Source organism: Streptomyces sp. NPDC001204, assembly GCF_053598035.1.
In genome coordinates this window covers 1-19729 of the sequence record NZ_JBSFJL010000023.1, presented here as the reverse complement: position 1 = coordinate 19729, position 19729 = coordinate 1, and the positions used below count along the sequence as shown (strand labels likewise).

At 68.3% G+C, this 19729-nt stretch carries 18 protein-coding genes and 4 pseudogenes; 10 read left to right on the top strand and 12 right to left on the bottom strand.

Going from position 1 to position 19729, the window contains the following annotated elements; translation table 11 throughout:
* The first annotated feature begins 6 nt into the window (after nucleotides 1–6).
* Genes ACWC91_RS27515 through ACWC91_RS27505 form a run of 3 tightly spaced genes read left to right on the top strand, consistent with a single transcriptional unit; the run spans nucleotide 7 to nucleotide 2446 of the window.
* Nucleotides 7–873: a DUF317 domain-containing protein gene (locus ACWC91_RS27515; protein WP_390873382.1), complete on the top strand. Its 867-nt coding sequence runs from the start codon at nucleotides 7–9 to the stop codon at nucleotides 871–873.
* A gap of 19 nt (nucleotides 874–892) precedes the next feature.
* A complete protein-coding gene (locus ACWC91_RS27510) occupies nucleotides 893–1381 on the top strand; it encodes a hypothetical protein (RefSeq protein WP_390873383.1) in 489 nt (162 codons plus the stop codon).
* A gap of 36 nt (nucleotides 1382–1417) precedes the next feature.
* Nucleotides 1418–2446 (top strand): MSCRAMM family protein, encoded by a 1029-nt coding sequence (locus tag ACWC91_RS27505; RefSeq protein WP_390873384.1) that lies wholly within the window; start codon nucleotides 1418–1420, stop codon nucleotides 2444–2446.
* Nucleotides 2447–2583: 137 nt separating this feature from the next.
* Here the strand turns inward: ACWC91_RS27505 and ACWC91_RS27500 are convergent, their stop codons facing one another.
* Entirely contained in the window at nucleotides 2584–3174 is a 591-nt protein-coding gene (locus ACWC91_RS27500; protein ID WP_390873400.1) for a phosphotransferase-like protein, read from the bottom strand.
* Nucleotides 3175–3744: 570 nt separating this feature from the next.
* Between ACWC91_RS27500 and ACWC91_RS27495 the strand changes: the two are divergent.
* A pseudogene (locus tag ACWC91_RS27495) lies at nucleotides 3745–3837 on the top strand (IS5/IS1182 family transposase); the annotation flags it as partial.
* A 72-nt stretch (nucleotides 3838–3909) separates the two neighbouring features.
* Here ACWC91_RS27495 and ACWC91_RS27490 read toward each other — a convergent pair.
* The 4 genes and pseudogenes from ACWC91_RS27490 to ACWC91_RS27475 all read right to left on the bottom strand — a co-directional run bounded on the left by ACWC91_RS27490 (nucleotide 3910) and on the right by ACWC91_RS27475 (nucleotide 7202).
* Nucleotides 3910–4818, bottom strand: coding sequence for an HNH endonuclease (locus ACWC91_RS27490; protein WP_390873385.1), 909 nt, complete (start codon nucleotides 4816–4818; stop codon nucleotides 3910–3912).
* Nucleotides 4818–6350 (bottom strand): AAA family ATPase, encoded by a 1533-nt coding sequence (locus ACWC91_RS27485; RefSeq protein WP_390873386.1) that lies wholly within the window; start codon nucleotides 6348–6350, stop codon nucleotides 4818–4820. The genes ACWC91_RS27490 and ACWC91_RS27485 overlap by 1 nt, the downstream gene beginning before the upstream one ends.
* Before the next feature lie 229 nt (nucleotides 6351–6579).
* A pseudogene (locus ACWC91_RS27480) lies at nucleotides 6580–6762 on the bottom strand (hypothetical protein); the annotation flags it as partial.
* Between the two features lie 86 nt (nucleotides 6763–6848).
* Complete coding sequence (locus ACWC91_RS27475) at nucleotides 6849–7202, bottom strand: hypothetical protein (protein ID WP_390729993.1); 354 nt, start codon at nucleotides 7200–7202, stop codon at nucleotides 6849–6851.
* Nucleotides 7203–7332: 130 nt separating this feature from the next.
* Here ACWC91_RS27475 and ACWC91_RS27470 point away from each other — a divergent pair, with 130 nt between their 5' ends.
* The 4 genes and pseudogenes from ACWC91_RS27470 (at nucleotide 7333) to ACWC91_RS27455 (ending at nucleotide 12520) form a co-directional block, all read left to right on the top strand.
* A complete protein-coding gene (locus ACWC91_RS27470) occupies nucleotides 7333–8028 on the top strand; it encodes a recombinase family protein (protein ID WP_390873387.1) in 696 nt (231 codons plus the stop codon).
* Nucleotides 8025–8855, top strand: coding sequence for a hypothetical protein (locus ACWC91_RS27465; RefSeq protein WP_450640044.1), 831 nt, complete (start codon nucleotides 8025–8027; stop codon nucleotides 8853–8855). The genes ACWC91_RS27470 and ACWC91_RS27465 overlap by 4 nt, the downstream gene beginning before the upstream one ends.
* Before the next feature lie 1058 nt (nucleotides 8856–9913).
* Nucleotides 9914–11100, top strand: a protein-coding gene (locus tag ACWC91_RS27460; protein WP_390877691.1) for an IS3 family transposase whose coding sequence is annotated in 2 segments (ribosomal slippage) — nucleotides 9914–10160 and nucleotides 10160–11100 — 1188 coding nt in all. Because the reading frame shifts where the segments join, the coding sequence is not laid out codon by codon here.
* A 207-nt stretch (nucleotides 11101–11307) separates the two neighbouring features.
* Nucleotides 11308–12520 (top strand): annotated as a pseudogene (locus tag ACWC91_RS27455) (IS701 family transposase).
* A 475-nt stretch (nucleotides 12521–12995) separates the two neighbouring features.
* On the opposite strand, the gene ACWC91_RS27450 reads toward ACWC91_RS27455, so the two are convergent.
* The 4 genes from ACWC91_RS27450 to ACWC91_RS27435 all read right to left on the bottom strand — a co-directional run bounded on the left by ACWC91_RS27450 (nucleotide 12996) and on the right by ACWC91_RS27435 (nucleotide 16127).
* Nucleotides 12996–14042: a lysophospholipid acyltransferase family protein gene (locus ACWC91_RS27450; protein ID WP_390877690.1), complete on the bottom strand. Its 1047-nt coding sequence runs from the start codon at nucleotides 14040–14042 to the stop codon at nucleotides 12996–12998.
* Nucleotides 14043–14053: 11 nt separating this feature from the next.
* Nucleotides 14054–14929, bottom strand: a complete 876-nt coding sequence (locus ACWC91_RS27445; protein WP_390877689.1) for a patatin-like phospholipase family protein — start codon at nucleotides 14927–14929, stop codon at nucleotides 14054–14056.
* 325 nt (nucleotides 14930–15254) lie between these two features.
* Nucleotides 15255–15737, bottom strand: coding sequence for an ATP-binding protein (locus ACWC91_RS27440; RefSeq protein ID WP_390730028.1), 483 nt, complete (start codon nucleotides 15735–15737; stop codon nucleotides 15255–15257).
* A gap of 252 nt (nucleotides 15738–15989) precedes the next feature.
* Entirely contained in the window at nucleotides 15990–16127 is a 138-nt protein-coding gene (locus tag ACWC91_RS27435; protein WP_172633069.1) for a hypothetical protein, read from the bottom strand.
* Between the two features lie 370 nt (nucleotides 16128–16497).
* Here ACWC91_RS27435 and ACWC91_RS27430 point away from each other — a divergent pair, with 370 nt between their 5' ends.
* A complete protein-coding gene (locus tag ACWC91_RS27430; protein ID WP_384440495.1) occupies nucleotides 16498–17616 on the top strand; it encodes a ferredoxin reductase in 1119 nt (372 codons plus the stop codon).
* A gap of 70 nt (nucleotides 17617–17686) precedes the next feature.
* A complete protein-coding gene (locus tag ACWC91_RS27425; RefSeq protein ID WP_376608838.1) occupies nucleotides 17687–18754 on the top strand; it encodes a fatty acid desaturase family protein in 1068 nt (355 codons plus the stop codon).
* Here the strand turns inward: ACWC91_RS27425 and ACWC91_RS27420 are convergent.
* The 3 genes and pseudogenes from ACWC91_RS27420 to ACWC91_RS27410 form a co-directional block, all read right to left on the bottom strand.
* On the bottom strand, nucleotides 18676–19137 hold the full coding sequence (locus ACWC91_RS27420) for a hypothetical protein (protein ID WP_376408473.1): 462 nt from the start codon (nucleotides 19135–19137) through the stop codon (nucleotides 18676–18678). The two genes, ACWC91_RS27425 and ACWC91_RS27420, sit on opposite strands and share 79 nt — an antisense overlap.
* Before the next feature lie 31 nt (nucleotides 19138–19168).
* Nucleotides 19169–19603 (bottom strand): Ku protein, encoded by a 435-nt coding sequence (locus tag ACWC91_RS27415; RefSeq protein ID WP_390877688.1) that lies wholly within the window; start codon nucleotides 19601–19603, stop codon nucleotides 19169–19171.
* A 42-nt stretch (nucleotides 19604–19645) separates the two neighbouring features.
* Nucleotides 19646–19729, bottom strand: a pseudogene (locus ACWC91_RS27410) (transposase); the annotation flags it as partial.

Below are 19729 nucleotides of genomic sequence, written 5' to 3'. Positions count from 1 at the left end.
AGCCGCGTGCCACTCCACGACGACCTTCACGCCATCGACGGGGACGTCTACGTCTCCCCGCGCTACCTCGCCCGTGCCACGGCGATCGGCGACCCCGGCTTCGCCCCGCTCCGCGACCTTGGCTGGGAACTGGCAAACGACGATCTCGGCAACGCCTACCTGAACGCGCCGGACCGCAAGGTCCGCCTCGGCTACCTCCCGGAAGGCGAGGACGACGGTCTGTGGCGCATCAACGCCTACAAGGACCCGTTCGGACCGCCGGCCTGGGGCGTCTGCTTCAACGACTCCTGTCCGACGGAGTTCGTCACCGCCTTCACCACCGCGCTCGCCGAGGCGTACGAGCAGGGCCCCGGCGCCTACCTCGCCGCCCCCGACCCCAGGAGCAAGGACCGAGACCCGTTCCTCGCGGTCGTACCGCTCATCAACCGCGGCTGGCAGATCGACCGCCCCCGCTGGGGAGTATTCGCCGTTCAGTCCGCCGACGGGCTCGCCGGGCTGGAGTTCACCACCGGCGGCCTCGACCCGGAAGCCGAGCTGACCACCCGCGACGCCCGCTGGCAGCTGTGGGCCGGCACCTCCATCGACCGCCCCGCCTGGTATGCCACCGCCAGCACCGACACCCCCGTCGCCCTCGTCCGGGCCGTCACCGAGTGCGTCTCCGACCCCGCACCCCTGCCCCGCTGGCGGGAGGACACCTACAGCTACGTCGAGAGCATGGCCCGCCTCGCCCCGATCCTCTTGCCGCGCCCACCGGCCCCGACGCCGCTCGACGTCCAGCGCGCCGCGGCCCGTCGCCCGGCCGCCCTCCCCGCCTCCAGCGTCCCGCGCTGGAGCACCACCAGCCGCCCGGCTCTACCGGGACCCCGTCGCTGACCAGCACCCGGAGACCCGCATGCCGATGTACGCCCGGGAGTTCTTCGCCGAACTGAACCTTCCCTTCGCCGACGCGACCGTCGTCGGCAACACCTACTACGCCACCCCTACGGCCGAGGGGCCGCTGCGGCTGCGGATCGACTTCAGCCCCACCATCCGCGCAGGCGAGTACGACGGCTTGCGGCTCGCCACGATCCACCAGGACCGAGGCGAACTCGACGTCGTCCACCTGCGGTTCGCGGACCATAAGACTTTCGACCACCGCGATTCGGCGTACGGCCGGACGCCAAGTACGTCCGGATACGCCGTGCTCAAGGAGCACAGGGACGCCCCTGACCGGGTGCCGTGGAAAGGCGCCCACACCAACGGACTGCGGTACGCCATCGAGCAGTACGCCTCCGTCTGGTTCCCCGGCTCCTGGCCGCCGCCCGCGCCGGTCCGTGCTACCGCTCGGACCGCTTGCAAGGTCCCGTCCCCGCCGTGCTCGGCTCCGAGCCGGACCCGCTGACTTCGCTCTCTAACCGATCAAGGAGCCCCCTCCCTCGTGCACGCCCGTATCGTCCGCAGTGCCGTCCGGTCGACCGCCATCGCCGCCGCTGTGACCGGCACACTCACCTCGGCCCCCATCGCGTCCGCCCTGCCGAACGAGCCGACGCCCTCCACCCCCAGCGCCCCCATGGAGAGCCCCGAGCCCGACGCCGGCAGCGTCGCCATCACCAAGAAGGATCCGGCCGGGGAGGTCCTGCAGGGAGCCACGTTCCTCCTGCTCGACGCCACGGGCCAGGAAGCGGGCCTGGGCAAGACCGACGCCCACGGCAAGTTGACCTTCACCGGCCTCCCACCCGGCGTCTATCGGCTCAAGGAGACCGCCTCGGGCAGCCCGTTCCACGAGGTCATCGCAGATCAGGACGTGATCGTTACCCCCGGCGCCATCGCCCAGGTGACCATCGTCGACCCCTTCAAACCCGCCCAGGTCACCCTCAAGGCCAAGGACGACAAGACCGGCAAGCTGCTGCCCGGTGCCACCGTCAACATCGGCAGCGGTGACAAGACCCTCCTCACGCTCACCACCGGCGCCGAGGGCACAGCCACCGCGAAGCTGCCTGTCACCAGCCGCATCGGCACGGACTTCTGGGTCAAGCAGATCAAGGCGCCGACCGGATATGACCTCTACAAGGGCCAGATCAACTTCAAGGCCAAGCCCGGCGACCCGGTCACCGTGACCCTCACGAACGCCAAGACCCATACGACACCGCCGAGCTCCGACCCCTCAGATAAACCCACTGACAAGACCACGCACGAGTCGACCGACAAGCCGACGACGGGCAAGTCCGGTGACGACAGCTCCTCGGCCCCGTCGAAGAGCCCGTCCCATACGCCGATCACAGGCAAGACCGCGTCGAGTACCTCAGCCCCCGCCCCCAGCGGATCCCTCGCGCACACCGGAGCTGACGCCACCCCGTGGCTCCTCGGTGGAGCCGGACTGCTCCTCGTTGCTGGTGGTGGCGTTGTCGTGGCCGTTCGCCGACGCCGCACCGACGACTCCGACGACCACGGCTCCGACGAGGGCTGACCCGCCTGTCCCACTGAACCTGGCCCCCGGAATCCTTACGATTTCGGGGGTTTTGGCATGCCCGCAGCCAGCATCTGGCAGGTCCGCAAACCTCCTGGCGCGGAATTGGATGCGTCCTGCACCAGCAACCGATGTCCTCAGCGGTCGATGGCTGGCACCCGGTCCAGGCCGGTCTCGTGCATGATGCGCTCCACGGTCTCGCTCAGGGTGCTGCCGGCGTCGATGACGGTCTCGATCCCGCTGGGCAGCAGGTCCCGCTCGCGGTACCAATCACGCAGCTGCTGGTCGGTGACCTGCGCCAGGTACGCCGGATTAGGGTTCGTCGCATGCCGAACGAGCGTTTCCTGGAACGGCACGTCCAGGTAGTAGCAGCGAGAGGTGCCCCGGTGGTCACGAACGAGGTCCTCAAGCATCGCGCCGTAACGGTCGGCATACAGGATTCCCTCGACGACCGAGTGGAATCCGGCGTCCAGCGCGTAGCGCGCTGTCATATCGATCAAGCCGATGTTGGCTGCGCCGGGCCGGTCGCGTTCGCGCAGCACGACGCGGCGCAAGTTGTCCTGGCCGACCAGGGCCAGGTTGCGGCCGAACTGCTCGCGTAGGCGAGCCGCGATGGACGACTTCCCCGAGGCGCTGTTGCCGCGCAGGACGATCAGCCGAGTCTCTTCAGTTCCTACCGTCACGACGGGCACGATACTGACGGCCGCTGACACCAGAGGCCACCTCATGCTGGACGGCACGGGAGCCGGTCGCCTCGAGGGTGGCCAGGCTGCCGCGGTGACCGAATCCTCACCGCAGAGGATCGCCACGCTGCCGAGAGTTTTGGTCAGCCCAGCCAATCTGCGGAGACGGTAAGGGCCTTCACCGTTCAAGAGTGAACAACTTTGCCCCTCCGGGGCACGGAAGACCGAACGCCAGTGAGCCCTTCAGTGCGCGGCTTGCTGCCGTGGCAACAGCGTTCTCATACCGAGGGCCGTGCCGAGTGAGACTGCGTGAACGCCAAGATCACCCACGGATGGGAGCAGATCGGGTTCCGTCTCTGCCGGGACAATGCCCTTCTCCTCTCGCCCACCTCGCAGGATCTGGAGGAGCGAGAGGTGCTGCGAGGACGGTTCGCTGCGCTCGGCGCTGCCTGGAGGGCCACCTGCAGCGAGGAAGCGTGGCAGTTGTCCGTTGACATCGAACCCAGTCGTTTTGCCATCGAACCGAGTCGTGCCGCATCTGGCGCGCCCAGAACCACGACACGAGAGAGGACCGACGACAAGCCGTCGACCTCAGCACGTGGCCGGGGCTCGTAAAAGGGGGCCCCGGTCGGCGAACCCGATGACCACGCCGTCGGCCGGTCCCGCGGCGGACTGACCACGAAGACATCTCATGTCGTGGAGGTCAACTCGGAAGGTGGCGGCGTCACGTCCAGCCCCCGTGAGCCGTGGCACCGTCTTCTCCGAAGTGGTGGCATGCCCTCATATCGGCCTCGGAGACTGGCGGCCGGGCGGGTTCGTCTCCGCGCTTGAGCCGCGCCAGCCGCCGTTGACGTACCACTCGTCGGCAGCCAGGGCCTTGAACAGGGCATAGCCCATCGTGTTGGGGTTACCCCGGTAGCGCCAGCCCTCGGCCTTGCGCTCAAGCCAGAAGGCGATGTCGTTGGTGTGCGTCATCGTGAGGTCGTAGTTGGTGGATGCGATATGGCTACTGACCAGAAGGCTGTACCGGTAATCCAGGTCGAACACCTTCAGGTGGGTCTGGAGGCGTTCGGTGAGTGTGTCGCTCCAATCGGAGTGGGGGGATACGAAGAACTTCATGGACGGCTGCTCGTTGCCGCGTGGCCTCCTTAGGCGAGCGCGGAGCCAGGGGTGGTGGGAGAAGTCGTCGAAGTAGGGGTGCAGGGTCTGATCACCCGCCTTGACGGGGACTGTGGCGAGCTTGCCTGTATTGCAGTCGCGGCAGGCCGGAATGAGGTTAACCGGGACCACGCTGAGCAGCGGGTACTTGTTTTTGGGTAGGTGGTGATCGAGCGTGGTCACCAGGCCCTCCCCGCACAGGGGGCACCGGTTGTCCCGTCGACGGCCTTCCTCGTCGGTCGTACCTCTGAGCGCCTCGTAGATGCGGCGGCCCGGAGTGCGGTCCTTGACCATCCGGTCGGTGTAGACCCCCTCCAGGGCCTTGCGGTCGCGAGGGGCAGTAGGCGCGGCGGCGAGGCCGGTGAGGGTGTGAAGGGCCTGGCCCTGAGCGGCTACCTCGTACGCGCTTGCCGCATCGGCCACCGCGTCGGTGAACGACTCCAGCCGTTCTCGGCTGCTGGGGCGGGCGTTGCCGATGCAGGTGGTGTAGACGTCGCGAGCGTCGAAGGGCGGAGGGTCTATGTGCTGCATCAGCCGTGCCCCTCCACGTCGTCGCGCTGGCCGAGCAAGGCGCTGAGCACCAACTGCGCCTCGCTGCCCAGCCGTCCGCTGAAATGTTCCAGGACAGCGTCGTAGGAGTAGCCGACGTCGACCAGACGCCGCAGCTCGTGCAGAAAGCCAGCCTCGGTGAGTTCCAGACCGAAGACCTCGTGAGTCAGCACGCCGACGTTCTCGCCGTACGTCTCGATGCGGGGCTGTGCGGCTCCGAGCTGCCCGCCGTAGCGCCAGAGCTTCCAGACGCAGTGGGCCGGAATCTCCTGGAGCACAACCGGCGAGTGCGTGGCGACGATGGCCAGCCCGTTGCGCTCGGCGAGCAGATCGGACAGCGCACGCATGAACGCGGCCAACAGGGGCGGATGGAGGTGGGTTTCCGGCTCATCGATGATGACGAGGGTCCGCTCACTCACGTGCTCGATGAGCCGGGTCATGGTGAGCAGAACGAGCCGGTGGCCGGCGCTGAGGCGGCGGAAGAGCTGCCGGGCCTTGTTCTCGCGGCTGTTCAGGCTGGCGGTGTTCTCGAAGTTCTCTAGCCAGCCCTCCGCCAGGAGCCCGCTGCCCGGATAGTCGAGGGTGCGCAGTGCCCTGATCCATTGTGGGCTGCGCTCACGCGTCAGACATGCCTTCATGGCCTGCGCGAAGTCCTTCCTGAGCCCGCCGGGGGTCTTGAACCTGGGGGACCGTGAACCCTGAACACGCAGGCCCACATAGGAAGCGATGAACATCTCGTCGCCCTCGACGAGGGGGAAGTCGTCAAAGGCGCTGAACGAGACGGCCACCAGGTTGTTGAAGGAGCGGCCCTCGCGGCCGTACTCGATGATCTGCCCGAGCTCCTGCGGCTGCGGCTCGACCGCAGCGACGGCGCGGGCCAAGTGGGAAAGGACGTATGACTTCCCCACGCCGTTCCGCCCGGTCAGGGCGTGCACGTTGCTGGCCGGACGGGAACCGGGCTCGACCTGGAATCGGAACCGCACGGGATCCGTCGCCGGCGGCAGCGGCGGCTCGTAGGCGATGTCGAAGTTCACCCGGCGCGCTCCACCGCGTGCGATGCGCTGCAGTTGCCCGCGCACGGTCGACATCTTGACGAAGCGCAGGAGTGAAGTGCGGGTCACATCTTGGTTCCGCGCGAGGCGGAAGGAGTTCTCGTCGTAGGCGATGTCCCGGAGCGCGGTGAGCACTTCCTCCCGGACGGCGCCGGGCATCTCGCTCAGCGTGTAGTAATAGCTTTCATCCTGGCCCACGGAGAAGTACCGCGAGCTGTCCAGTCGGCTGAAGCGCTCCGGTAGCAGCACGTTGGCTCCATCCTCGCCGTCCATCGCCACGTGGCCGATCTTTACGGTGCCGACCTCGGTCCAGCCGTCCCTCGTACGAACGCGCAACGTGAACATGGTGCGGTACCCGAAGTCGTCCCAGGCGTCGCGGACGAGGAGCGCATCGAAGGCGTCCTCCGGTATGGCGCCACCGTCGGCCCAGCGACGGTCGTCATTGATTACTGCGAATCGCACGGCTCTCCCCGCCCTCCCCGCCTTCTGTGCTCCACCGTGACCTGCGATCTTAAGGGGCGGCGCGCACGGCTGTGCGGGGGGAGCGGACGTCGCGAACTCAACTGCCCGGCGGGAAGGGCGCCGCTGAGGTTGGGCCGCCGTCGTTTGTTGGTGAGGGGCGAATGGCCCGGCTGGCGTCCAAGTACGTGTGTAGTTCGTCCTGCGCGGAAGCTAGGAGCGCGGCCGGTCGCAGGACCGAAGTCCATGAGAACCAGCCGGTCCCGCTCCAACCACGACTCAAAGCCGACGTGCTGCCCGTCGTCGCTGCCCAGTACCACCCCGGGAAATGACGCCCACCCCACGACCACCGAAACGGCCGGACCGGCACTGCATTTTCGAACCTAGTACTCCAGCCGTAGATCGTGATCTCGATGGTGAGGGGCGCTGAGGCGGCAGGTGGCCAGCGTCGATCATCTGGCCGATATCGCCACGCCGTCGCGGGCGTCGGCTCCTTCTCGTCTACCCGAGTTCACCGAGACGGAGGGCGTCCCTTATCTCGCTGAGCTTCGCGGTTGTCGCTGGGGTCCGCTCCTGCGCTTGTTCAGCGAGTCGGAGGGCGTCGTCAATCTCGCTGAGCTTCGCGGAGGACAGGACGGCCGCCCGCTCTATCAGGTCGTCCCGGGACACAGTGGTCAGCCATGTGCACGGGGTGAAGCCTGGGCGCGGGAACGCGAGCCGCAGCACGCCTTCGAACGGCAGTCCTTCACCGGCGCCAACCATCACTTCGATGCCCAGACCGCTGATGTCGACGCCCGCCGGAGCGACGACCTGCATCACCCGGATCCCGGACGTGTCGTCTCCCGACACGAACATCTCTAAAGACAACCGTCAGGTTCGTCTGAGCTTCCTCGGCTGACCAAGATCGCTGCCGGGGGCCGTGCCGCCAATTCTCCGTACCATGCGTGCGCGAACGGAGAGAAACTTGCGCGGTACGGACCCAAGTGTGATCGAACGCCCCTATGACGGATGCGGCAAATGTCTGCTCGGAGTGAGGCGGCTGTCGCGCGTGAAGCTGGCGACGTCGTCCCCCGAGCGTCAGCGGGAGAACGTGCTCACTGCCGCCGCCTCAGTCGGCGCGCACATTGTCGGCTGGGCGGACGACTGGGAGGTCTCGGGCGCCACCGACCCCATGACACGCCCGAAGCTCGGCCCCTGGCTCCGCGATGAGAGTGGACCTTACGACGGCTTGGTGGCGGCCGCGGTGGACCGGCTCGGCCGTAACGTCGTCGACTGCCTGAACACCGGATACAAGATGCGGGACGAGAAGAAGATGCTCGTCACGTATGGGCATGACGGCGCCTGGGATCTTGATGACCCCGCTGACGAGAATCGCTTCACCATGGAAGCGTGGGGCGCACAGATGGAACTCCGCGCGATCCAGCGCCGGAACCGCGATGCGACGATCAAGACCCGTGCGGCCGGCCGCCCCAAGGGCAAGCCGTCCTATGGCTTCCAGTACGTGCGGAAGGTGATGGGAGGCAAGATCGACCACGTCGAACTGCACCCGCATGCCTCCGAGGTGATACGCGAGGTAGCGCGTCGCATTGTGGCCGATCCCGACAATGAAACACCACCAGTAGTGAGGCTGCCCGCCTCAACCGTGCTGGGGAACTGTCGCCCGCAGATCATTTGGCCGTGATGTACGGCAAGTTGGCCGGGGGTCGGCCATGGTCCCCGCAGAGCCTGAAGAACATCCTCCTGTCGGAGGCCACGCTCGGCTACCTGATGCACCGGAACAAGCCGGTGCTTGGGAGGGACGGCAACCCCGTAAAGCTCTGCGAAGGACTGTGGGACCGGGCGACGCATGAGGCGCTCAAGAAAGCTGTACTCGACCGGAAGGTTCCTTGGACGCGTCACTCGAACCGTGACTACCTGCTGACGTACGTCGCCCTGTGCGGACAGTGCCACACGCGCTTGTACACCCAGACGTCGCAGGATGCACCTCCGCGCTATACCTGTACAGCCCGGAACAAGGGTTGGCGGCACGCCCAGCACTGTCGTCCTGCACCGCTCATCAACGCTCACCTCCTCGACTCGTACGTTGAGGAATGGTTTCTCCGCGAGCTGGGAGACGGCCTGATCTACGAGACGGTGTACGACCCGGGAAACGGCATCCCCGAGCGGATAGCGGAGACACGAGCCAGCCGCGAACGACTTCGAGCCGACCGTGAGGCCGGGCTCTACGACTCGCCGGACGACGCCGCTTGGTTCCGGGATCGGTACGCTGCGTTGGGTCGTGAGTTGGCTGCGCTCGAGGCTGAGCCCCAGCGGGCACCCGGCATGGTCCGGCGGCCGACGGGTGAGACCGTCGCCGACCGCTGGTTCGGTGCTCCTGACGTGCAGGCCCGCAAGGAGATTCTGATCGACTTCGGCGTCCGGGTAACACTCTTCCCGGCCATCGCACCGGTTCGCTGGGTGCCCGGCTTCCTGCATGGCCCCGAGCAGAGTTCGACGGACACGCTGTAGGGGAAGACTCACGTGGGTGATGCGCCGACGGGCGGATCACCCACGTAAGCCCACTACCGCGCAACTCCGGCCTATGCAAGCCGAGTATCGCTGCCAGGCTTTCAACACGGCGGAAAAGCGGCAAGGCGAGTGAGGCGGCTGGATGGACGAGGCGAAACTGCGTGAGAGTGCAGTGGCAGAGTTGTGAGTTGATCACACGGCTTCCGATGGGGTGTGGACGATCACGTCGCGAGACCGGTTGGTCGACCAGGCGATCGCCGAAGCCCTCCCGACGGAGCGGTCTGACGGGTCTCCAGAATCCTGTGGGCTCGTACGGACTGTCCTGGCGGATGAGGTTGCGATACGAATAAAAGACACTGGCTCCGTGCTTGGCGGCCGGGAGCTCTTGGACGGGGCGGGTGAGCAATGTTCCTGTCATGAGGGCGGAGGGGTGATGCGAAATGAAAGGTACGGGTGCCTCTGTGGCTGCCACTTCGGAATGATCTGCCGCGAGTCAATCGTCCGCAAGCGTCATAGGGAAGCTCCTCAAGCGGCGTTCCTGTTCACCCTCCGATCTGCACCCGCCGTTGGCCCTATCTACATGGAGTTGACTTCATGGGGTTTGTGCCTTTGGCTCCGCAAGATCACACGGGATGGCGGATGGGTAGACGGACCCCTGGACGTCAGGCTCCGGCTGCAACGGAACTTCACACGGACCCGATCAGGGATTGAGGTGGCTCTCTCTCAACCGACGGTCCAGCTTCTGCGATCCGGGGCCTCGGCTGCGTCCTACCAGTTGGCTGTTTAGAGAGTTGGCGCATTCTATCGAAACGTCCGGGCGGAGAGGAGGATGTAATGCTTCCCCTGCTCGAGGTGTGACAATCAATTTCTGGTGTGTTCGGCGCTGGAGGAAGCCGCGGCAACGTCTCGTACAGCGGGGTCCACCTGGCGGTGGTCGCAAGCTGCCGCTCGGCTGCGGCATTGGCCTTGAGCTCCTCCGAAAGTCCTTCTGAAGTTGCCCCGGTTTGATGGACAACCTTTCGCTTTGGGACACTGGGTCCCGCAAGGAGGAGTTCATCGTGCCGAGGACGCGTCCGGCCTACCCGCCGGAGTTCCGTCGCCAGATAGTCGAGCTGGTTCGGGCCGGCCGTTCGCCGGAGGAGTTGGCGAAGGAGTTCGAGCCGTCCGCCCAGACCATCCGGACCTGGGCCAACCAGGACCGTGTGGACGCCGGGGAACGCCCGGAACTGACCAGCGACGAAAGGGAGGAGCTCGCCCAACTCCGCCGTGAGGTGAAGCAGTTGCGCGAGGAAAAGGAGATCCTCCGCAAGGCCACGGTTTTCTTCGTCCGGGAGACCAGCCGGTGATCTGCTACCGGCTGATCGACGAGAACAGGGCACACCACGACGTCTCCCTCATGGCCCGGCTGCTGGGTGTGTCGCGGCAGGGCTACTACTCCTGGCGCGGCCGCGGCCCGTCCCGCAGGCGGCGCGAGGACGCCGAGATCACCGAGAAGATCCGCGGGCACCACGTGCGGTCCCACGGCACCTACGGCGCCCCGCGCATCCACGCCGACCTGCGCGAGATCGACGGCCTGAAGGTAGGCCGTAAGCGTGTCGCTCGCCTGATGCGCCAGGCCGGGCTGGTCGGCGTGCACCGCCGTACCGGCAGGGCATCACTGACCCGCCAGGACCGACGGGCCCAGCCGGCTCCCGACCTGATCGGCCGGGACTTCACCGCGAGCGCGCCGAACCTGCGCTGGACCGCCGACATCACCTACGTGCCCACCGACGAGGGCTGGCTCTACCTCGCCGTGATCATGGATCTGTTCTCCCGCCGCATCGTCGGCTGGGCGATGGCCGACCACATGCGAACCGAGCTGGTCACCGATGCCCTCGCCATGGCAGTCACGGCCCGCAGACCCCGCCCCGGCCTCGTGCATCACAGCGACAAAGGCTCCCAGTACACGAGCTTGACGTTCAGTCAGCGATGCGAGGAAGCAGGCATCCGGCCCTCCACCGGCCGCACCGGCTCGTGCTTCGACAACGCCGTCACCGAGAGCTTCTTCGCCTCCCTGGAAACCGAACTCATCGACCGAACCGCCTTCCCCACCCGACACCGCGCCGAGCAGGCCCTCTTCGCCTACATCGAAGGCTTCTACAATCCCCGACGCCGCCATTCGGCGAACGGCCAGCTCAGCCCGGCCGAGTACGAACGTCGTCACGCCGCGAAGACACCACATAGAGTGCTCTACGCAGCCGCATAGCGCGCAAGCCCATCAGTGTCTGTCAGACCGGGGCAACTCCACTTCATCGCCAGCGGTGGTGTTCTCGCTTTCTCCGCATCAAGCCGAACTACGAATCTTGTGAGAGAGTGCTCGGCGGAGCATGTGTGTTGCACCGCCCCTTGTACTACAGCCGGAGATCTTGTGACGGGTTCTGTGGCGCGTCGTTGACCGGGCATGATGCTGGGTGTGACGGCTGAGCAGATAGCCGAGTGGCATGCCGAACTGTCCGTGTTGACCGGGTCGTTGGGGTATTTGTTCAACCGTCCGGAGCCGCGGGTGGTGTTCGCGCAGTTCATCGAGGGACTGCTGGCGGAGCTGCCGAAGAAGAACGGCTGGACGCTGTCGGAGCGGGCGGGGCATGTCACCGCGGACCGGATGCAGTGGCTGCTCAACGGCTCGGTGTGGGAGGCGGACCGGCTGCGCGACGCGGTGCGTGACTACGTGCCTTCGCACCTGGGCGATGCGGACGCCTCGCTGGTCATCGACGACACCCAGGCCCAGAAGAAGGGCACGAAATCGGTCGGGGTGGCCTTCCAGCACTGCGGACTGACCGGCGATGTCCGCAACTGCCAGACCATGGTGATGCTCACCTACGCCACCGCCGCCGGACACGCCTTTATCGACCGCCGCCTGTATCTGCCCGAAGAGTGGACCGCCGACCGGGAGCGGTGCCGCCAGGCGGGCGTCCCCGACGAGGTCGCCTTCGCGACCTAGCCCGAGCTGGCCATCGCCATGCTCGAACAGGCCCGGGCGGCCCGCGTTCCGTTCGCCTGGGTGCTGGCCGACGCCGGCTACGGCCGCGACCCGCAGCTGCGGGCCTGGTGTCACCAACGAGTGGTGCCCTATGTACTCGGCGTCCCGGTAAACCTGCCCCTCGACGGCCCGCCCGGCAAACCCCGCCACCCAGCCGTGAAGCGCGCCGATGACCTGCTCCACTGCGGCGACGGAGCCAAGGGCAACCCGCCTCTACGACTGGACGGCCTTCGCCGTGACCGTGAAGGACGAGGACCCGGCCGACACCTTCACACACTGGCTGGTGCTGCGACGGTCCCTTCACCCCAACCGGCGCGGCAAGGACGGCCAACTCCACCGCGAGATCGCCTACTTCCTCGTCCACGCCCCCGCCGACACTGCCATCTCGGAGATCATCGCCCGGGCCGGCGGCCGCTGGCAGATCGAGGAGGACAACGAGATCAACAAGCAGCTCGTCGGCCTGGCCCAGTACCAGGTCCGCAAGTGGACCCCCTGGCACCGCCACGTCACCGCCTGCATGCTGGCCACCGCGTTCCTTGCCGTCCAACGCGCCGCCTTCCCCGAACCCGACCAGGACCCCGAGCTGGAACAAGCTCCTGACCTGGGAAAAGACCAGAGCACCGGCGAGAGCGGGGCCACCGGCTGATCCCCGGCCCGCTCCTGCGGCCCTCCGTCCACGCCATCCGGCACTGCCTGGCCGCCACCCACCTCAACCCCCGCCACCCCGTCGAGACTGTCCTGACCTGCGAGTTATGGCGCCGCCTGCACCAGACCCGTGCCATGGTCAGCCACTACCGACGCCGCGGCGACCCGCTACCGCCCCGCCTGCGGCCCTGGGAGCGCCACCGGCCTATCCCGCCGATCACCGACCCTCAAGATCTCCGGCTGTAGTACCGGCGGGATATCGAAGCCGCGCACAATGGCGCTCACGGCCTCGATTTGATGGTCGCTGATGGGCGTCATCTGTTTTCACTGCTGCGGGGCGGGTTGTGGTGGGTGGTTGGTGTTGATGGTGTCGTCTGGTTGGTGAAGATTGTTGTCGTTTCACCGGGTGGGGTGGATGACGCCTGCGTGGGCGGGAGTTGGTGGATTCCGGGGCTGGGGGAGTGCGGGTCTGGACCTCACGCGTGCGTCGCGTCCGGGGTGGCGTGATCGGCGATCCAGTGGTCGACGCGGGCCCACTGGGCGAGCAGCCACTCGCTGCGGGCATCGTCGCCCGGCGGGACGCGGCTTGGGGGCATGCGCCACCAGTACACTCGCACGCTGTCGCGTAGCGGCAGCCGGCTCCAAGCGGTGCGCGCCGAGTGGACGACGTCGAGGCCGGTGTGGGCGACGAAGACCACGTCGGCCGTGGGCGCGGCGGCGATCGCGGCGAGGGCACCGGCGTCCTGCGGCGGCAGGACATGGTGCATTTGTTCCGCGCGGGACGCCCGGCGCGGCAACCCCCGGCGCCGCAGCGAGGCGATCGCGCGTCGGCGGCGGCGCGGCGTGAAGTTGCCGCCCTCCGGAAAAATCACGAGGGCGTCACCCGGGCCCAGCCCGGCCGCCAGGCCCCTGATCGCGTCCTCGGCCTGGCCGCCGAAGGGTGGAAGGAAGCAGTGGGGGACCCGCCCGATGAGGACGTCGAGAGCGGGATCGGTGCGTAGTGTCCGCTTTAGGACCGTGTGGGGGCGCAGTCCGACCTGGCTGAGCAATGTCTGAAGCAGCAGGAAGGAGTCGCCGACCCCGGCGTGCCGTGCGAAGATCAGGACCGGCGCCGCCGCCTTTCCGGTCCCGCTTGGCGGCGGGGGCGTCACCTCCACCCGGAGCCGGAAGACCCGCTCGCCCGCATGTCGTAGCAGCCGCAGCAGCCTCTCCAGCACGGCGAATGCATCGGCGGCGCGCCGCTCCTGGCGGTCCCGCCTGTCGGGCAGTCGCCGCGCCCACAGGCCGGTGGCGGCCACCAGCCCGGCCAAATCCACCAGGAGGTACACCAGGGCGAAGCCGGTGATCCGAACCGGCCTCCAGGGGCCGCGCGTGGCGAGCGAGACCGGCGCGCAGAGCACGCCCGAGGCGACGAGGAGCGCGGCCACCATGGGGATGAGGACGACCAGCAGCGCGGTGGTGGTCGTGCGGCGCAGCCCGGTGACCACCGCACCGGTCAGCCGCGCCGGGCGTATTCGGGGCACACCCGCATCGGTCACGGCGCGCCGTCGGGTGCGCTGAGAGCGGTCTCGAGGTACCGGGAGGTGGCCGCGTAGGCGCGCTCGATGCGCTCGGCAGTCCGGCCGAAGCTGCGGTACCGCAGCTGCCGCAGAGTGGCTGTGCCCTCCTCGGGGCCCGAGCCCGAAGGCAGCACGCGGACCGTAACGCCGGGCGGCAGGTCCGCCATGTCGCGGGCGAACCGGTGTCGGCGAGCGATCTCGAACGCCATCAGCGCCACCTGCCAGGGAGCCCGCGGCGGGGAAAGGGCTCGCTCGACACGGCCGACCTGCAGGACGTAGACCTCGGTCGCGCCGAGGGCCACTGCGCGGCCGACGGGGATGCTGTTGACCAAGCCGCCGTCGACGAAGTGCTCGCCGTCGAGCCGGACGGGCGGCAGCAGCCCGGGCACTGCGCACGAGGCGAGTACCGCGTCCACCAGCGGCCCGGCGGCGAACCAGTGCTCGGCGGCCCGTTCGATGTTCGCCGCGACGCACTGGAACGGCAGGGCCAAACCCTCGATATCAGTCACCGGAAGGTGGGAGGAGAGCAATTCTCGCAGCGGCGTGGGGTGGTACAGGTGAGTGCCACTGCGCACGGCGGTGCTCAGCCGCCCGAGCAGCGACCCGGAGAATACGCCGGCACGCCCAAGGCCGGTCCACAGGTCAGCGAGCTGGGTTACCGACGCCCGCGACGGGTCGGCCGCGACGGCGGCGCCGTTGATCGCGCCAACCGAGGTGCCGACGACGAGGTCCGGGTGCACGGCGGCGGCGAAGAGCGCCTTGAGCATGCCAACCTCGTAGGCGCCGAGTGCACCGCCGCCGCCCAGCACGAAGGCACGGGTCGGCGGGCGGGTGGGCCGGCTGTCCTCCATGGCCGAAGGGTGCCCCGACACGGCGCCGCCAACCAGCAAGGGACCCGTCACCGACCACGGCCTGCTGGTCCTGCGCGCCGACTCCGCGTTCTACGCGAGCGCCGATGGCTACCGGGCCGCGGCGGTCCCACAAGTCGGGACCCACCGCCGCGGCCCGCTCCTCCTGAGCAGCTCGCCCGATTGCGGGCGGAGCGAGGGCGGGACGGTTCCTGCAGCCCGCCCGATCGCCCAGCCCCTCCCGATTACGTGGACCACCGGACTGTGCGGCTTTCAGGCAAGGTCCGGCAGCGGGACACAGGCGGAAATGGGGAGCCGCAGGTCAAGATCACAGCTGGAGCGATGCATTGTGGGAGGCAAGGGCTTCGGGGCACCGGAAGTGGACGAAGATGATCTTGCCTCCGTGTTGAACCGGAGCAACGGTCACTCCGCCTCCGTACAGCTTGGCGAGGTCGACAACCGTGCGTAGCCCCTCGCCCTCGTCCGCGCGCGTTGTGGGTGGAATGTGTGGGTCACGGTCCGCGACACCCACCACCAGGTAATCGGCACCCACCGTAATGACGACTTGTGCGCTGGGAGAGCGATCACCTGTGTGCCTCACCACGTTCGTGACCAACTCGCTGACGACCAGCAGCACCGCGTCGACCAGAGCGGAACCTGGCGCCACTTCCCACTCCGCGAGCGCCGCCTGCGTGCAGACGCGTGCCTGATGAACCGATGCCGGCTCCGTCGGCACGCTGAAGGCGCGGCGGCACGGGCCCAGAGGTAGCACCTGCGGCTCGGCCGTCGTCGCTCGGCTGGACCACCTCATGACGCCTCCCACGACCGGCGTGCCTGTCGGACCGCCTGAACCGCGTAAAGAGACCCGGCGGCCAGGGGGATTCAGGTCAATGCCTCCCATTCACGGTGGCCTACCCGCGGCCATGACTATAAAAGCGGGCATTATTCGCATACCCGCTATACGTGCGGCCGTACTCGAGTTGGGCGCCTAACGACAGTGGCGAGTGCACGGGCCCGCCCGCCTTGTCGCTACACCTCGATGTAGGCGACCACGGCGACGGTCCTACAGGGCGGTGACGCAGTTGCCGCCGGGCTGCTCCTTGAGCGCCCCAGCGATGTCGTCGCCGCTGATGGGGCGACTGGTGTGCCACTTCCCGGCCGCAGCCCGGGCGCTGGCGACCTGTCGGGCAGGCAAGGACATTGCCGAACGGCTCAACGACCAGCAGACCGCCGAGCTGCCCGGACCCGGTCCAGCCTCCCGGCGAGCGGCTCCAGCGGCAATACTCGACACCGGCGACCTCCTGGCCCGTTGTGCGACTCCCACGCCGGTGCACCGCCTCGAGCGACAACTCCGGCAGCGACACCACCGGGCCGCCCGCGCACAGCACCGCGTCTGTTAGGCCCATCGGGTGATCCTGCCAACGCGCCCGCCCGGTTCGCGGAGTGCGTACGACTGGCGCACGATTGATCCCGGACGGGACAGCAACGCCTCACTGTGGTGTCCGAATCTCACCGGGCTGGACCGCCGACGATCGAACCCCGCGACCGGGGCGAACGAAGGAATCCAGAGCATGGCGTTGCCCGTTCTCTCCACCTTGCGCGATCAAGCGGGGCGGCTCGCGCACCAGGCCGCGGGCCGGCTGACCACTCCACTCCTGCCCGATGACTATCTGGCGCTGCTCGACCCCCTCCTGTCGGCCAGGTGGCCGGCCGGGCGGGTGCAGGCCATGCTGCAGGAGACCCCGGAGGCCACGACCCTGGTGATCCGGCCGGGGCGCGGCTGGTCCGGACACCGGCCGGGGCAGTACGTGCCGGTCGGGGCCGAGATCGACGGGGTGCTCACCTGGCGTACGTACACGATCTCCTCTGCCCCCGGGCGGCGGCCCGGAGAGCCGTTCGCCATCACCGTGAAGGCGCTTCCGGGCGGCCGGGTCTCGACGCACCTGGCACGCCGCGTGCGCCCTGGCACCGTGCTGCGGCTCGGCCCGGTCCAAGGGGAGTTCGTCCTGCCGGCCGGGGCGCTGCCCGGGAAGGTGCTGATGCTTACCGCCGGCATCGGCGTCACGCCGGTGATGAGCATGCTGCGCGCCCTCGCCCGGTCCGGGGGTCACGACACGGCGGACGTGGACGTGGTGATGGTGCACAGTGCGCCGGACGCCGAACGCACCGTCTTCGGGGCGGAGCTGCGCGCACTGCACGCCGGGCTCCCGTGGTTCCGGTTGTACGAGCACCGCACCCGCCCTGCCGGGCACCTCACGGTGGGCCGACTGTCCGCACTGTGCCCCGACTGGCGCGAGCGGGACACCTGGATGTGCGGCCCCGATGCGATGCTCGAGTCCTTCCAGCAGCACTGGCAGCGCGAAGGCAGCGGGCACCGGCTGCGCCTCGAACGCTTCCGCCCTTTGGCGCTGCTTCCCCCGGCCCGCACGGGGGCGCCCGGCCGGGTGCGCTTCCTCCGCAGCGACGTCGAGACGGACGCGGGTCCGAACACGCCGCTGCTCGACATCGGCGAGGCCGCCGGAGTCCTCATGCCGAGCGGCTGCCGTATGGGCATCTGCTTCAGCTGCGTGAGCCCCCTCGTGGCGGGGCGGGTCCGTGACCTGCGTACCGGCGAGGTCTCCGGCGAGCCCGGCGAACTCGTCCAGACCTGCGTGTCGGCCGCCGCGGGCGCCGTTGCCCTCGACCTGTGAGACCCGCGAGATCTGCGCGGCCCGTTCACACAGCCACCGTACCGAGAGAGTGAGAGGCGATCCCATGCCCCTGTACGCCGTCCGATCCAGCGCCCCCGAGGCCCTCGTCGACGTGGAATCCTTCGGCCGCGAGCTGGACGCCCTCCGCCGCGAGGTCCTCGCCGAACGCGGGGCCGAGGACGTCCGCTACATCCGCACCCTCATCGCCGTGCAGCGCGGCCTGGAGGCGGGCGGGCGTGCCGCGCTCGCGGTCTCCCTGCTGCCGCCGGCCTGGCTGGCCGGCACGGCGATGCTGACCGTCGCCAAGGTGCTGGAGAACATGGAGCTGGGCCACAACATCCTGCACGGCCAGTGGGACTGGATGCGCGACCCGGCCATCCACTCCACCACCTGGGAATGGGACTTTCCCACCCCGTCCGCGGCGTGGAAGCACACCCACAACGACCTCCATCACACCTGGACCAACGTCGTCGGCCGCGACCGCGACCTCGGCTACACCATCCTCCGAATGAGCGCGGACCAGCCCTGGCACCCCGCCCACCTGGCCCAGCCCCTCTACGCTGCCGCGATCGCCCCGGTCTTCGAGTGGACCATCGCGCTGTACGACCTGGAGCACGACGCCGTCCTCGACGGCCGCAAACCGCTGCGCGTCTTCCTCGGCGACCTGACGGACATGCTCCGCAAGGCCGCCCGGCAGGCCGGCAAGGACTACCTGCTGTTCCCGCTGCTGGCCGGCCCCTCAGCACTGCCCTGTCTGCTCGGCAACCTCACGGCCAACACGGCCCGCAGCATCTGGGCGCACACCGTCATCCTCTGCGGCCACTTCCCCGACGGCGCGGAGTCCTTCACCGCGGACGAGATCGAGGGCGAGACCCGCGGCGAGTGGTACCTGCGCCAGGCCCTCGGCTCCGCCAACATCGAGGGCAGCCCGGTCTTTCACATCCTCACCGGCAACCTCAGCCACCAGATCGAGCACCACCTCTTCCCCGACCTGCCCAGCAACCGCTACGCCAGGATCGCCCCACGGGTGCGCGCACTGTGCGAGAAGCACGGCGTCCCCTACACGACGGGGCGGCTGGTACGGCAGTACGCCTCCGTCTGGGCGCGCATCTGGCGCATGGCACTGCCGGGCTCATAGATCACGACACCAGGGCAGCCGGTCACCTGGGCAGGGGTTGTCGGCGGGCTGGAGACGTCCGCGCTGTTGTGGCCGCGTGCGGTCCGGGCCTTGTCGACGGATTGCTGCAGCGCGGCCATGAGGTCGACCAGCTGGCCCGGCTGGGCTGCCGGATGCGGAGCCTGTGGCAGCCGGCGGTGTTCCTGCTTGGCTTCGACGACCTCGCGCAGGGCCTGGGTGTAGTGGTCGGTGAACTCCGGGCCGTCGACATTGTCGCGGGACATGACCTCAACCAGGGTCATGGCCTCGTCGATCTCGCCCGGTTCCAGATGAACGGGGCCGGGGGTTACCTGGGCAGGGTCACGGATCTCGTCTGGCCACAGCAGCGTGTGCAGCGCGATCACGTCCCCGCGGACCCGTAGCAGGCCGAGTCGTTCACGGCCGTGCCACGCGTACCGCGACCTTGCTGCTGCGCTCAAGTGCCCGGCGCAGCAGCACGTACGGCTTCGCGGCGATGCTGCCCTTTGGCTGGAGGTAGTAGCCGGGGCCGATCCGAAGGGGGTCGATGTCGGCGGTCGGGAGGAAGCCGACCAGCTCGATCGCGCGTGCCGTGGGCAGCGGCAGCTGCCGCAGTTCTTCGTAGGTGAGCGGGATGATGCGGCCGCCGGCCATCTCGTAGCCCTGGCCGATCTCCCCGTACGAGACTTCACGGTCCTCGATCTCGCACCAGTAGCGGTTGCGCACCAGGCCGTTGTCGACGGTGTGGATCCGGCGGAAGCGAACGCTGTGATCCTCGGTTGCGCCCAGGACGGCGATCGGGACGCTGACCAGCCCGACCGAGATGGCACCATTCCACACGCTCGCGGGCATGACACACCTCCAGCCCCCGAGCAGTATCAGCCTAGTGCCGCATCAGGCAACGTTCGCCCTGTTGACGACCTTGCGGAGGCGTTCGTCGGCAGCGTGCTTGTTTCGCCAGATGATGTAGCGGCGGAT